This window comes from Lyngbya aestuarii BL J, assembly GCF_000478195.2.
Lineage (GTDB): Bacteria > Cyanobacteriota > Cyanobacteriia > Cyanobacteriales > Microcoleaceae > Capilliphycus > Capilliphycus aestuarii.
Genome location: NZ_AUZM01000110.1, coordinates 1 through 14,455, shown reverse-complemented (window position 1 = coordinate 14,455; position 14,455 = coordinate 1). Strand labels below are relative to the sequence as shown.

The window sequence follows — 14,455 nt, the reverse complement described above, 5'->3', positions numbered from 1 at the left end:
TGCTTCTAAATATCAGAGAATGGGATTGTCTTAACTGTAAAACTCACCACGATTGTGACAGTAACGCCGCACTCAACATAAGAAATGAAGGCATCAGAATAATACATTTTGGCGGAGGGAACCCCGTCTCTGCTGAGGGAGCCTGTTTAAGACCAGATAACCGCGACGGTGAAAGGGCATCGGGCTGAGAAATCAGAAGCTCACATTGTACCGCGGCGGTCAGTGTGAGTAGTTCACTCAAGCGACCTTAACTCCGACAAATGGATGGCTGAGAATCTTGTTCTGCTAAGAGGTTATAATCATAATCTTCGTAAGAGTCATGTCTTCTTGGAGCGATATATTCAAGTAATAAATTGATAGTCTCGGGCTTAATCCATCCGGCTTGGACTGCTAATTCTCCAAACCGTAAACGGGTATCCTGTTGCTGTGTGAGGATGGTCTGAATTTGATCATCATTCAACAACGCCGCTGATTTTAGGTAATAACCAATTGGTTTTTTTTGTTGCTGAATTGCCAAGCGAGGAATTTCTTCTGCGAAAAAGTCTACTGTTTCCGGTTTCAACCAGTTTTGTTGAGCGAGAATATCTCCAAACCGTTGTTTTTTCCCTTCCGCTTGAGTGTGTAAGATCATCCGAACTTGTTCGGTGGAGAGTAAACCCGCTTCAATTAAGGTTTGACCCACCGGGCGGTACATCGGGAGTCGAGAGGAAAGTTGATCTTGTTGCGACTCTATCAGCAGTTGTTTGGTGGCTAACCACACAAAGGGAGGAATCGTCTGACTATAGCGTTTCCAAAGCCGATTGGGTTCTTGTACCAAACGATAGAACCATTCAAGTCCAGATTCTCTAACCCACAAGGGGGCGCGAGTGTGTTGTCCTGCATACAGAGGAAAAACGGCTCCAACTCCCAGCATGACGGCTTTAATTTTACCGCGATGTTGAGCCATAAATCGTTCTTGTTTTGGACATCCCAAAGAAACAAATATAATTCCCGCGCCGCTATCATTAATTTCTTGAATGAGAGCATCATCTTCGGTGGGTGTGAGGGGACGAAAGGGTAAAGAACGTAATCCTGCAACTTGAAGTTTAGGAAAATCCTGAGTGAGTCTATTTTCAATACGGTTTAAAGTCTCTTGTTCTGAACCTAAGAAAAAAACGCTAATATTTTCCTCGGGGGCTAACTGACATAAACGTAATAGAGCATAATTTTACTCGCTTTTCAGAGATTTAGACAAGCACAGTGTTTGATTTCTACGTGTATTGTAAAAATTATTCCCAATTCTTTACTGTAAAGTATTGTTTCTAAAATTAGATACTGCTATAATCAAACCCTTTCAGAACTTAATAAACTTAATATAAGTATCGTTACACAATGAAAATCTACATACAAATTAGGCTTTACTCTGATCCCTCTCCTTCTACACTCCGGTAAAAATACCCCTGGATTGTTGATCGTCTATAACTTAACTTTAGCATAGGTTTTGAACGAGGTCATCTTATTTGTTTAAGGTAGATTATCTAAGCGGATTTGTCAACCTTTAGGAATCACAAACAGGGCTTTTTCCCTGGCTTCTATTTGGAATCTCAATTAAATTTTATAGCAAACCTGACCTACACTCCTAAGATGAGCGATTACGAATAGCTTGAGCATGAAGGTAAAGCTTAGTCCACTCACTCAGAACTTGAGTTGTTTTTAACTTCAGATGTTTGCTGATTATTTCAATTGTTTGACCTGCTTGTAACTTTTCAATCACTTGACGTTGCAAGGGGCTAAGACTGTCCCAATATTCCTGCCATTGACTCGGAGTTAAACCCAAATGATGTTCTGATAGCGAAGTTCCTAACCAACTATCGACTAATTCCGGGGAGTGTTTTAAAGCAAAATTACGAACCGCATGATAACTAACTTTTTCCCGCAAACGATAAACTTGTTTAATTGGCAAATTTAATACTTTGGCGATCGTTTCTTGGGACTCACCTTTCAAATAGAGTTGTAACCAATCACCCGCCACCGGATCAACTTTTTCTCTCAGATAGGCTTCAAACTCTGCTTGTACCGTCAAACGTTGAACTTGTTGTTCTTCGATATACTGAGTATCTTCGTATTGGGCGAGGGCTTGTTCATCGAGTAAACTGACTCGTTCTTGGGTATCATCGGAGACAATTTCTTCTGAGACTTGTCGTATCCATTCACCTGTGGGAACCTGGGTTAATCCTCCTCGCTGAGAACGCCGCAAATAGTTAACGAAGCGGTAAACGAGTAAAGGTTGATTGCGAATTGGTCGCAGACAATATTCTTCTAAACTGGTCAATAACAGAGAATTTCGCAACCGAGAATCCGTTGTACATTCAGCGATCCATTGCAGTTGTTGCTGTAAATAGCGATCGCTATTAAGCATTTCTTGAATCACTTCTTGTAAGACATCAACGACATTTCGCTGACGATCCCGACTGGTTGCCACCCAAGCTCGAATTTTTTGACGTAAAATTACTAAATTGCCCAATCGCTTCATCAAACTGCGATAGGCTTGTTCTGGGGAAATGTCTAAATATCGTTGTTGTAAAACCCGATAGCGAAAGTTTAGCCCCTGTTTAAAGGCGGATTGTTCTGAGGGCGTTAGCGCATCCAATGCTTCCGAATTCGGCCCTAACAACCACTGTACGATACTTTCGTGTGTATTAGGACTGTGATTTGGATAGTCGTTCTGGAGTTGAGAACGCCACTGACTGGCTAGGGATTCTACAAAAGTCATTCGGGAGGTTGATGATGTCACCGTCGATTGATTGAGACACAAGCGATACAACGATATTAACATTGTCACTCAAAAGCCAACATTCTCAACCCTGAATTAAGATTTCTAGACAAATTAATGAATTTTAGTCTTGACAGTTTGATTTTTTTATGCAGTACCGATAATTCCGAAAAATCTTCTCGGGAAGCTTCCTCAACAGACTCACTTCGTGAATTGAGCAATTAAAAATATGGCGCAACGCGGGCGGGAACAGGGAACACCGGATCAGGGAATAGGGGATTGAAAAACCCTTTAAATCAAGGTTTTAGGTTTCTGGGTTCTCGAAGGTTTGTTAACATACCAGCGCGAACTGCTATAGAAATTATTCGGTGAGTTTGAAAGCAAAACTCATTTTTGAATAAACTCTCAACAATAAAATTAAATCCCTTGCCACTTCAAAAAGAGTTCGATAAAATTCAATCAATAACTTCATCTCTATCCCCAATATCAATTGAACAGCACAAATCAATGCAACAAAAAACAACGCGAGGGTCTGAGGGTGCGGTATTCTCTCCTTTTTTAGATGCAATGAATACTCACTTTCCCGGCTCATTACCCTTAAAATATTATATGAAAAAGACCTATGATTGCTTAAGTCAAGATGGGTTTGAAGACGAAAATACAATGGGAATGATAGCTATTTGTCGAGATGAACTTACAGACCCTCTCTATGAAGAAGTTGTCAAATACTGGGGAAAAACCTTCAATTGTTGCAGTTTAGCCGGATTTATCACCTTGGGAAAAACGGGGTTAGCCGCCGCCACAAATCATACCCCTATTTTTGATAATATTCGTCGCTTTACCTTTTATGCAATGCCTCATATTGCTATCTCCCGTTACGGAGAAATTGGCAAAGTTTACCGAGAAGGAATTCAAAAAGCATCTCACGCTTGTGGAGCCTTAGAAGCTATTGTTAAAGAGTTAGAATGTGGACATCTCAATCTAGAAATGGATTTACAAGATCTCGAACAAAGTATCATTCGTCAAAAAATTCTCTCCTCCTTAAATTATGGCGACAAACCTAATTTAGTCGAGATCACAAAACTCGCTTGTCAGATTATCTCCGAAGATGTAGAACGATTATTAAATCCCCTCGATCCGACCATTTTCAACTATGCCGTAATGACTGGAATTCAGATTCACGGGCCGCTAGAAACCCAATGGATTTATCCGCAAAATTTCTATATCGTCAGTTCCCAGTTTAAACGAACCAAGAAAACCATTGCTATTTTTATAAACTAAGCTCTCCCAAGGTCTAGAGAATAGTCAAAATTAAACAATGAAATCGGATAATCTTGGTCAAAATTAACTCACTCCACTCAATAGACACTGGCAGAATCGGATAGCGTTGAGGATAATTGAACATAAGTAAGTTGTATTCTTTTAGATTTCACATCCTAAACTCAACCGCTAAACTTCATTTTTAGAGTTTCCCGATGTTCAAACCTCCTCTTCGCCTAAACAATACAAAAGCAGCTTTCGCCGCCTTCCTCACCGCACTCGCAATTTTAGCAACAGTGGGATGGGTTGAACACGCCGAACGAGAACGGTTTGAGCAACAAAATCGAGCCAAAGTCCTCGCCCGACTCAGTACAGTTAGAGCAAACCTAGAAAAAGCCCTCAACCAGCGATTATTTCTTTCTCGGGGATTAGTCGCCTACGTTTCCACCGTCAACCCCGACCTTGACCAAGAAACCTTTGAACGCCTCACTCAAGTCATTGTCGCCCAACAGTCGGGAATTCGTAGTATTGTCCTCTACAAAGAGAACACCGTTAGCCATATCTATCCTCTCGTGGGTAATGAAGCCGCTTTGGGGTTTAGTCCCATGTCCATCCCCGAAGAACGCGAAGCGATTGAACGGTCTGTCCAAAATCGTCAAACTGTTGTAGCTGGCCCAGTAAACATAGTTGGACTGACCCAAATTTCTGATGTCTGTCCTGCTGATACTCCCCGTCTTCAAATTACACCTAATTCTAGTCAAAATCAACAGTCTTGTTTAGTCGAAGGCGGTATTGCTTTTATTGGACGAACTCCGATTTTTCTCACCCCACCCAATGAAGTTGCAGAAAGTGGGGCTTACTGGGGATTAGCAGGGATTATAATTGACCAAAATACTCTATTTAAAGAAGCCGGACTTTTAGAAAGTAATAGTGACGTAAAATATGCGATTCGAGGGAAAGATGGACTCGGCGCAGACGGCGAACTTTTCTTTGGAGAAAGCCAAATTTTCCAACAAAATCCGGTGCTTTCTTATATTACTTTACCCAATGGGTCTTGGCAGTTAGCAGCCATTCCTCAAACCGGTTGGCTTGATGATTTTCCCTTGCTCGTTTGGTTGCGGTTAGGGGGAAGTTTTACGGCTATCTTAGCGGGAGGATTAGTCTTTATTTTAGTGAGTGCGCCCGCTCGGTTGAAAAAAGCAGTTGAACGGGCAACTATAGCGTTGATAGAACGAGAAGAAGCCCTCGAACGTGCCAATACTGACCTTCAACATCTTGACCAACTAAAAGATGAATTTTTAGCAAATACTTCCCATGAATTACGAACACCACTAAATGGAATTATTGGGATTGCAGAATCATTAATAGACGGGGCGACTGGTGAACTTTCTGATTGGACTCAATCTAATTTAGCGATGATTGTTTCTAGTGGTCGTCGTTTATCGAGTTTAGTTAATGATGTGCTTGATTTTTCTAAAATTCGCTACAGTAATATCGATTTACAATTAAAACCTGTTGATTTATATACGATTACTGACTTGGTGATTACATTGAGTCAACCGCTAATCGGAAAGAAAAATTTACAACTGATTAATTCTATCAATCCTGAGAGTCCTGCTGTACAAGCTGATGAAAATCGTTTACAACAAATTTTACATAATCTAGTCGGAAATGCGATTAAATTCACGGCTGAGGGTCAAGTGGAAATTTTAGCTGAAAAAGTTGATTATTTAGAGTCAGGTCAAGAGTTTTTAAAGATCGTTATTTCTGATACAGGAATTGGTATTTCTGAAGACAAGTTTGAACGGATTTTTGAATCTTTTGAACAAGCAGAAGGAACGACTGGCAGAGAATATGGGGGAACGGGATTAGGATTGGCGATTACCAAACAGTTAGTCGAATTACAGGGCGGAAAAATCGAGGTTTGTTCACGATTAGGTGAAGGTTCTCAGTTTAGTTTTACCTTGCCAATAGCCTCGGAAAAATTGGCTCAAATAATCCCAGAAAACTCTGTAAAATCTATTTTTAAATCTGGGCAAGACAAGATATTAAATCCTCGATTAAATCTGCAATCAAAATCTCAGCCCGTCATGGCATCAACCCCTGAAAATGGCAATGATATCTCGGTTTTTATTGTCGATGACGAACCGATTAATTTACAGGTATTAATGAATATGTTGTCTCTGCATCATTATACAATTACTCAAGCCAGTAATGGTGAAGAAGCTTTGGCGATTTTAGAGACAGGATATAAGCCTGATATTATTTTACTTGATGTGATGATGCCGAAAATGACAGGCTATGAAGTAACTCAAAAAATTAGAGAACGTTTTACAACCACTGAAATGCCAATTCTATTATTAACGGCAAAAACACAAGTTCAAGATATTGTTACAGGTTTGGGCTTTGGCGCGAATGATTATCTGAATAAACCCATTGCCAAAGATGAACTTTTAGCTCGAATGAAAACTCAGATTAATATGTGTCGTTTAAGAGCAGAAAATCTTCGTTTATCGGCGGAAGTGGAGGTGATTAAAAGATTACAAAAAATGGTTTTACCGAAAGATTTTGAATTAGAATCAATTCAAAATTTAGAAATTGCGAGTTTTATTCAACCTGCTGATGAAGTCGGAGGAGATTATTATGATGTTTTACAATACGATAATCATGTTAAAATTGGGATTGGAGATGTCACAGGACATGGATTAGAAAGCGGTCTATTAATGATTATGGCACAAACGGCCGTGCGAACTTTACAAGAAAGTTCAGAAACCGATCCGATTAAATTTATGGATATCCTCAATCGAACTTTATACGGTAATATTCAGCGCATGAGTTCGAGTAAAAATATGACATTAGCATTATTAGAGTATACAGATAAATCCCTTAAACTGAGTGGTCAACATGAGGAAGTGATTCTGGTTCATACTGATGGAGAAGTCGAGCGCATTGATACTGTTGACTTGGGTTTTCCAATTGGTTTAGATGCAGATATTGCAGAATTTGTTGCTCAACAAACAATTCCTTTAAGTTCAGGAGATGTTGTGGTTTTATATACTGACGGGATTACCGAAGCTGAAAACCTAGAGGGAGATCAATATGGTTTAGAGCGTTTGTGTGAAATTATTGTGAAAAATCATCGACATTCTGCTGAAAAAATCAAGCAAGCCATTGTAGAAGATGTCTGGAGGTATATTGGTCAGCAAAAAGTGTTTGATGATATGACTGTCGTTGTGATAAAACAGAAATAAAGCTTGACTTCAATTTCATGGAGCGCAAGCCGACAATACAGGCCAAGTCTATTGGGATTGGGAAAATGATGTCGAAGTTGATTGGGTTCTCAACTGGGATGGTACAACTGTGTTATTTAGTGTAGAAAATCTCGACCCAGTGTCCTATTCCGTATTCCCCAATTCTGATGCTGTTTTTGATGAAAAACAAAGCCGCCATTTAGTTTGAGCTTAATTAGTGTTAATTTTCCAGCTTGAATACCATATTTTGAGATTGATCTTGCTCAAGTTGGGAAGACTGATTACTAGGGAAATGAGCTTTTTTACATTTTGACCACAAACCATGAAATTTTGCGAATCTAGATTACAGCGAATAGATGCCAATACCGACAATTATTTGTGTAGATGATGAACTTTTTTTACTCAGAAGTTTAGCCGAAACCCTCAAGCGAAAGTTCGGCGAACATTATGCAGTAGAAATTGCAGAAACAGCCGAAATAGCTTTAGAAATTATCGCTGAATTGCAAGCTGAACAAATTGATATTCCTTTAATTATATCCGACCAAATTATGCCGGATATGAAAGGAGTAGATTTATTGATTCAAGTTTATCAAGCATCTCCGAAAACCTTGCAAATTCTGCTCACCGGAAAAGCCAGTGTAGAGGATGTGGGAAAAGCGGTTAATTCTGCTAAACTTTATCGATATATTAGTAAGCCTTGGGAAGAAGAAGATTTAATTTTGACTGTTAAAGAAGCACTTCGTCGCTATTATCAAGATAAAAAATTAGCAGAACAAAACCAGGCTTTACACCGATTAAATACGGATTTAGAACAAAAAGTAATTGAGCGAACGGCTGAACTCGAAAAAGCAAAACAAGCTGCTGAAATGGCTCATCAAGCTAAAAGTAATTTCTTCTCTTTTATGAGCCATGAACTCAAAACACCTCTGAATTCAATTCTCGGCTTTAGTCAATTGTTAGCGGCTGATAAAACTTTACAAGAAGAACAATATAAAAATATTAAAATTATTAACCGCAGTGGCGAGCAACTTCTAACTTTAATTAATGATATTCTGGCAATCTCTCGGTTAGAAGCAGGTTTAATGACCTTGAATGAACGTCAATTTGATTTGCATCGGTTGCTGAATTTTATTAAGGAAATGCTGGAAGTTAAAGCGACCGAAAAAGAATTAAAATTAATTTTAGAATGGAGTTCCAACCTACCCCAGTATATTCAAGCAGACGATCTCAAACTACGTCATATTTTACTTCATCTTGTGAGCAATGCAATTTATCTCACTGAAACCGGAACAATTACATTACGAGTCTTTGAAAATCAAGTTAAAAATCAGCCGATTGATGAATCTATATCACTTCATTTTGAAGTAGAAGACACGGGATTGGGAATCAATTCAAATTGTATAGAGCGTATATTATTTAATCCTTTTAAATCGACTTTAAATTCAGATTTAACCGAAAAAATAGATTTGAATTGGTCAATTAGTCACGAATTCATTCGGTTAATGGGCGGAGAATTAATTGCTCATCCTGGAGTCGGTCAGGGTTCTGTTTTTACCTTTGAAATCAATGTGAAAGCCTATACAAAAGCCGATCATACAGTCCCCGAGTTCACCCTTACAGCCTCTGATCAAGCAGGGATCGTCTTGAGTCCGGAACTTCTCCATTCAGAAAAACTCTGCGCTCAAAGTTTAGCGATGATGCCAGGAAGTTGGATCAAACAACTTTCTCAAAGTGCGGCTCAATGTAGCGATCGCCAAATCCAGTCTTTGATCGAGAGAATACCTCCAGAATATTCGACCCTCGCTCAGACTTTAAAACAGCTCGTCGAAGATTTTCGATTTGATGTCATCCTAGAACTGACTGATCCCTATGTATATAAATAAGTTCAGACAAAATCAAAATTTTGCGGATTTCTCTAACATGGTATAAGAATAAGAAGAAAACACTTCATTATCTGTTTCAAAGCCGTGCCAAATCGGACTTCCTTCCTGACCGTATTACTCAGTCTCTGCGTGTGGAGCATTCCCAGTCCGGCGACAAGCCAAGCACTGGTGCCCTACACTCTGCAACTGAATCCTGACCAACTCGAACAAACAGGCTTAGGCTTGATTGAAGAAGCAGCCCAGTTAACTCGATTTCAGCAATATCAACTCGCTCTCCCCAGGGCGGAACTCGCAACACAGCTTGCTCCCAAAAGTTACCAGACTTGGGCTTTACTCGGCAGCCTATACATTCAAGTTGATCGCATCGATGAAGGAGTCGCCGCCCTCGAACAAGCACAAAGGCTTGAACCAGAAAACGCTCCTGTGCGGTTTGTGTTGGGAGAAGCTTACTTCCGCAATGGCAAGTACCAAGCCGCTATCGATCAAATTGAAGCGGGTTTAAAAGTCCGTTCCGATGTTCCCGGTGCGCTCTTTGATCTCGGGAATGCTTACTATATGCTCGGTAAGTATGACCAGGCGATCACTCAGTATGAAAAAGCATTTGCTCAGGAAAAAAACCTTTGGCCTGCAATTAACAACATTGGTTTAGTTCGCTATGAAATGGGAGACATCAAAGGTGCGATCAAAAAATGGCAAGAGGCAATCAAAATCGATGAAAAAGCCGCCGAACCGATCCTAGCGATAGCAGTTGCTTTATATACTCAAGGTCAACGCCAAGAAGCTTTAGCGATGGGAGAAACAGCCCTCGAACTCGATGGTCGCTACGCCGATCTCGAATTTCTCAAAGAAAACCTTTGGGGCGATCGCTTACTCAACGATACCCAAAAGTTTCTAGACACGCCTCAGATGCAAGCCACAATCGCCCAATTGGAAGACTCACCTGCATCTGTCTCTCCCTAGTGATTCGTGATTTTACCCACACAGGGGATCACCGGGGTCAAGCGCTTGATCTTTTAAAAACCATTTCTAGTCTTTCATAGAGAACTGCTCTCACTCCTCGGGTAGGAGTGACTTAATCTTGTCTACAAATTGCTGATGGTCAATCACCGGCTTAGAAATATAGTCATCAGCACCGCTTTGGGCGAGGAAATCTTCGCGATCGCCAGCCATAGCATGAGCTGTCACTAAGATAATCGGCAACTGTGCCGTTTGAGGATCACCTTTGAGTATTTGGGTAATTTTAATCCCATCGATCGCCTTGCCTTCGTAAACACTGCGGGCGAGGGATACATCCATTAAGATGAGGTCAGCCTCCCGAGAGCGAGCAATTTTGATCACCTCATCGACATTTTCCGTATGCTTAACATCCAACCCGCCTCGTTTTGTCAGGATTTTAGAAAAAACACGGGCATTAACCGGATCGTCTTCTACAATCAGAACGGTCTTCATCTGGGTCTCCCGCGGGACAAACTCTCCGATAAATGAACGATGTGTCATCATATCATGCTCTTTTGGAGCAAAGAATAACATTGACATCTCCAGGAATTGAAACACCCTGGATTTTGCAGATTTTACTACGGGTTAAAACCCGCGTGTCGCCTAAGCGAACACTTAAGCGAGATGGAAACCGACACCGCCTAGTTTCCGCTATTGATCCAGTCGTTGAAACAACTGGCTAACTTCTTCCCGCGTGGGGTTGTGTTTAACCTCATATCCTTGAGTAGATTGAGTGATCAACACTCTCATCTGATTCTGCAAAACTCGGTTGAGAGTTGCAGTTTTCCCTAATCTGATCATAACCTGAAAGCCATCGAGTCTGAGTTTCAGGCAATTGATCAGGGTTTCGGGCTTACTCTACCCCAATATTTGACATGATAGTTGACAACACTTTAGGTCTTGCTTGATCTTAGAGTAAAAGACTTGTGTTCACCAAATATAACGAGAAAGGTTGATATTGGACACATTAGCCCCGAGAAACCTCTCTCAATTGTCTATTCTTAACCCATTAGGATGAGTCAGATCACATACCCCTCGTCAGCGAACTGACAGGATTAACTCAGAACAGTCTAACGAAAAATACTTAAAGTGGCTGTCTAGATTTTCAGAATGGATGGTTCGGTGGAAAATTTTATCTCTTGTTTAAAACCTCTCTAACCTCTTACCAATCAACAGTTTGAGTCCTCTCCGACTCCCGTGATCACTCTGATCAAAATTTCAAATCTCGATATTGAGACTCCATAATAGGGAAACAGAGTGCCAAAGGCATTCACGTTCAACTCCTTTTTCTTCTTGAATTTCTGTTTAGACGTGCTGTGGTGCGTCTAAACTCACGCTAAACTCTCAACTTGATCTTCCTCATGGCTAGACAACTCAACCTACTCTCCGGGCAAGTGATCGCTACCCCACTCCATACCGAGATGCAACAGTCCTATCTCGAATACGCCATGAGTGTGATCGTGGGACGAGCCTTGCCTGATGTCCGGGATGGATTAAAACCTGTTCACCGTCGTATTCTCTACGCGATGCACGAGTTGGGTTTAACCCCGGATCGTCCTTATCGTAAATGTGCCAGAGTCGTTGGTGATGTTCTCGGAAAATATCATCCCCACGGCGATCAATCGGTCTATGATGCCTTGGTTCGGTTGGTACAAGAATTTTCCAGTCGTTATCCTCTACTGGCCGGACATGGTAATTTTGGTTCGGTTGATAATGATCCGCCTGCGGCGATGCGCTACACCGAAACTCGTCTGGCTTCGATTGGTAATGAAGGCTTATTAACCCAAGTCGGAGAAGCCACAGTTGATTTTATTAGTAATTTTGACAACTCTCAACAAGAACCGACTGTTCTTCCGGCGCAGTTGCCGTTTTTACTCCTCAACGGCAGTTCGGGAATTGCAGTGGGAATGGCAACGAATGTTCCGCCTCACAATTTGGGGGAAGTGGTGGATGGTTTAATTGCGTTAATTGATGATAGTGATCTCTCTGATGAAAGATTAAGGTCGATTATTCCGGCACCGGACTTTCCCACAGGTGGCGAAATTGTCAGCACAGACGGGATTGCTGAAGCTTATACTCACGGACGCGGTAGTATTGTCATGCGGGGGGTCGCCAAAATTGAACAAGTTCCCACCGCTCAACGTCGCCGCACTAAAACGGCTATTGTCGTGACTGAGTTACCTTTTCAAGTCAATAAAGCCAGTTGGATCGAGAAAACAGCGAGTTTAGTTAATGCCGGGCGCTTGGAAGGAATTTCCGATATCCGTGATGAAAGCGATCGCGAGGGAATTCGAGTGGTGATTGAATTGAAGCGGGAAGCTTCTCCCCAAGTGGTGCTACATCATCTCTACCAACAAACGGAGTTGATGTCGAAATTTGGAGCGATTTTTCTGGCGTTGGTAGACAGTCAACCTCGGCAGTTAACTCTCAAACAAATTCTCCAAGAATTTCTCAATTTTCGCGAACAAACTCTGATTCGTCAGTATACTCACGAGTTAGAAGCGGCTGTGCGTCGGGGTCACATCGTTGAGGGCTTACTGAATGCTTTGGCTAATTTAGACGCCGTGATTGAAATTCTGCGGAATGCTCCTGATGGGGGAACTGCAAAAATTAGCTTAGAAAGTGATTTGCAGATGAGTGAAGCTCAAGCCGATGCGATTTTAGCGATGCCGATGCGACGCCTCACTGGGTTAGAACGACAAAAACTGCAAGAAGAATTTTCCGAACTCAGCGAACAAATTCGACAATTACGACGGTTGCTTGATGAACGTTCTGAGTTGATGAAATCTTTGAAAAAAGAATTGCGATCGCTCAAGCGTCAATACGGCGATCCTCGACGCACCCGTATTGTCGTTCAAGATCCTGAAGATCAACCCGCACAATCGAGTAGCCGAACTCGCTCTAACAAGCTGAAAAGTAAGGGTTCTCAGACGACTGCTATTTTACAACCCGTTGCCCCGGCAGAAGAAGAAACTTTTCTAGAATTTACCCATCGCGGCTATGTCAGACGTTTATCGCCGAAAACTGGAGACTCCAAAAGTCGCAGTAAAAACGATAAATCTGAGATTACTGTTGAAGACAGTGATGATTTTAATGTCGGTCGTTATCTCACCAAAACTGGACAGAATTTAGCAATTCTCACCCGTACAGGTAAGGCTTATCCCCTGAATGTGGGTGATATTCCCCAAACTTCTAGCCGTTCACGAGGAACACCGTTAATTACGTTACTCCCGCCTTCGGTGACAAAAGATCCACCGATGAGTCTTCAAGAACTAATTTTAGCCCATTTCATTGTGGCTAAACATTCTGATAAAACTGATTTAATCTTGGTGACGCAACAGGGAAAAATTAAACGATTGTCTTTAAAAGAGTTGAGCGATCTCACCAATCGGGGGATTACAATTATTAAATTGAAAGATCAAGATGAACTGGGTTATGTCAGTTTGACTCGCCCCGGTGAACAGATGATTTTAGCGACTTCTGGTGGACGAGTGTTGCGTTTACCTGTTAATGATGAACAGTTACCCCCGATGGGACGTACTGCTCAAGGCTCACAAGTTACTCGTTTACGCAAACAAGAACGGTTGGTGAGTTGTCTGACGGTTCCTCCCAAGTCTAGTTTATTGTTGGTTTCTGAACTGGGGTTTGCTAAACGAATTTCTCTAGATCGAGTTCGTTCGACAACTCGCGGCGCTATTGGCACTCAAATGTTTCAGTTTAAGGGGCCAAAGGATGCGTTAGCAGGTATGGTCTCTGTTAATTCTAATCAAGAGGCTTATCTGATCACCAGTGAAAATCGTATTGTGCGTTTTGCGGTTGATGAAGTCAAGCTTCAAAATGAGGAGGCTACAGGCAATCGTTTATTTAAACTCAATACGGGAGAAAAAATTATTGGGGTTCGTGATCCGTTATTGCTTCATCATCCTTAGGAACTAATTATTGGGTTGAATTGGGTTAACTAAGTATAGAACTGATGGCTCAGGTTGTCTTAGAAAATATTTATCAAACGTTTTCGTCTTCTATTCGAGTTCAAGCAAACCGTTATCGTCTCGAATCGGATGATCATGAACAGGTTTCGACTTCTGAGGGGTTAATGTCTTCTGGGGCAGTTCTCCGACGGATTAACCTGACGATCAATGATGGCGAATTTATGGTATTAGTCGGGCCGTCTGGGTGTGGGAAAAGTACGTTATTACGGTTAATTGCCGGGTTAGAATCGCTCACGGGTGGCAATATTTGGATTGGGGAAACTTTGGTGAATGGTTTACCCCCAAAAGCCCGAGATATTGCGATGGTTTTTCAAAATTATGCTC

Annotated in this window: 8 protein-coding genes and 2 pseudogenes; 7 read left to right on the top strand and 3 right to left on the bottom strand. The window is 41.4% G+C overall.

Annotated features, from left to right (window positions below; translation table 11 throughout):
* Positions 1 to 188 (top strand): annotated as a pseudogene (locus M595_RS31960) (RNA-guided endonuclease TnpB family protein); the annotation flags it as partial.
* Between the two features lie 59 nt (positions 189 to 247).
* Here the strand turns inward: M595_RS31960 and M595_RS25590 are convergent.
* Together M595_RS25590 and M595_RS25585 are read right to left on the bottom strand one after the other, a co-directional pair.
* Positions 248 to 1,183 (bottom strand): annotated as a pseudogene (locus M595_RS25590) (WecB/TagA/CpsF family glycosyltransferase); the annotation flags it as partial.
* 435 nt (positions 1,184 to 1,618) lie between these two features.
* The gene (locus M595_RS25585) at positions 1,619 to 2,752 is read right to left on the bottom strand and encodes a HetZ-related protein 2 (protein ID WP_023069470.1); all 1,134 of its coding nucleotides are present in this window, start codon (positions 2,750 to 2,752) and stop codon (positions 1,619 to 1,621) included.
* A 507-nt stretch (positions 2,753 to 3,259) separates the two neighbouring features.
* Here M595_RS25585 and M595_RS25580 point away from each other — a divergent pair.
* The 4 genes from M595_RS25580 to M595_RS25565 all read left to right on the top strand — a co-directional run bounded on the left by M595_RS25580 (position 3,260) and on the right by M595_RS25565 (position 10,106).
* The gene (locus tag M595_RS25580; protein WP_023069471.1) at positions 3,260 to 4,033 is read left to right on the top strand and encodes an LCIB family protein; all 774 of its coding nucleotides are present in this window, start codon (positions 3,260 to 3,262) and stop codon (positions 4,031 to 4,033) included.
* Positions 4,034 to 4,227: 194 nt separating this feature from the next.
* Positions 4,228 to 7,263 carry a SpoIIE family protein phosphatase gene (locus tag M595_RS25575; RefSeq protein WP_023069469.1) on the top strand — a complete coding sequence of 1,012 codons (3,036 nt, stop codon included), beginning with the start codon at positions 4,228 to 4,230 and terminating at the stop codon, positions 7,261 to 7,263.
* A 356-nt stretch (positions 7,264 to 7,619) separates the two neighbouring features.
* Entirely contained in the window at positions 7,620 to 9,146 is a 1,527-nt protein-coding gene (locus M595_RS25570) for a hybrid sensor histidine kinase/response regulator (protein WP_023069477.1), read from the top strand.
* 84 nt (positions 9,147 to 9,230) lie between these two features.
* Positions 9,231 to 10,106: a tetratricopeptide repeat protein gene (locus M595_RS25565; RefSeq protein WP_052001900.1), complete on the top strand. Its 876-nt coding sequence runs from the start codon at positions 9,231 to 9,233 to the stop codon at positions 10,104 to 10,106.
* A gap of 90 nt (positions 10,107 to 10,196) precedes the next feature.
* On the opposite strand, the gene M595_RS25560 is transcribed toward M595_RS25565, so the two are convergent.
* Entirely contained in the window at positions 10,197 to 10,595 is a 399-nt protein-coding gene (locus M595_RS25560) for a response regulator (RefSeq protein WP_023069472.1), read from the bottom strand.
* Positions 10,596 to 11,503: 908 nt separating this feature from the next.
* On the opposite strand from M595_RS25560, the gene gyrA reads away from it, so the two are divergent.
* Both gyrA and M595_RS25550 read left to right on the top strand, forming a co-directional pair.
* On the top strand, positions 11,504 to 14,071 hold the full coding sequence (gyrA, locus tag M595_RS25555; protein WP_023069467.1) for a DNA topoisomerase (ATP-hydrolyzing) subunit A: 2,568 nt from the start codon (positions 11,504 to 11,506) through the stop codon (positions 14,069 to 14,071).
* 44 nt (positions 14,072 to 14,115) lie between these two features.
* Positions 14,116 to 14,455, top strand: a 340-nt coding sequence (locus M595_RS25550) for an ATP-binding cassette domain-containing protein (protein WP_023069468.1), incomplete at its 3' end; no start/stop codon positions are given.

Bases quoted from the DNA above. Each gene is read 5' to 3' on its own strand.
- M595_RS25570 (WP_023069477.1), top strand. From the start codon at position 7,620: ATGCCAATACCGACAATTATTTGTGTAGATGATGAACTTTTTTTACTC.
- M595_RS25560 (WP_023069472.1), bottom strand. From the start codon at position 10,595: ATGAAGACCGTTCTGATTGTAGAAGACGATCCGGTTAATGCCCGTGTT.
- M595_RS25585 (WP_023069470.1), bottom strand. From the start codon at position 2,752: ATGACTTTTGTAGAATCCCTAGCCAGTCAGTGGCGTTCTCAACTCCAG.
- M595_RS25575 (WP_023069469.1), top strand. From the start codon at position 4,228: ATGTTCAAACCTCCTCTTCGCCTAAACAATACAAAAGCAGCTTTCGCC.
- M595_RS25580 (WP_023069471.1), top strand. From the start codon at position 3,260: ATGCAACAAAAAACAACGCGAGGGTCTGAGGGTGCGGTATTCTCTCCT.
- gyrA (WP_023069467.1), top strand. From the start codon at position 11,504: ATGGCTAGACAACTCAACCTACTCTCCGGGCAAGTGATCGCTACCCCA.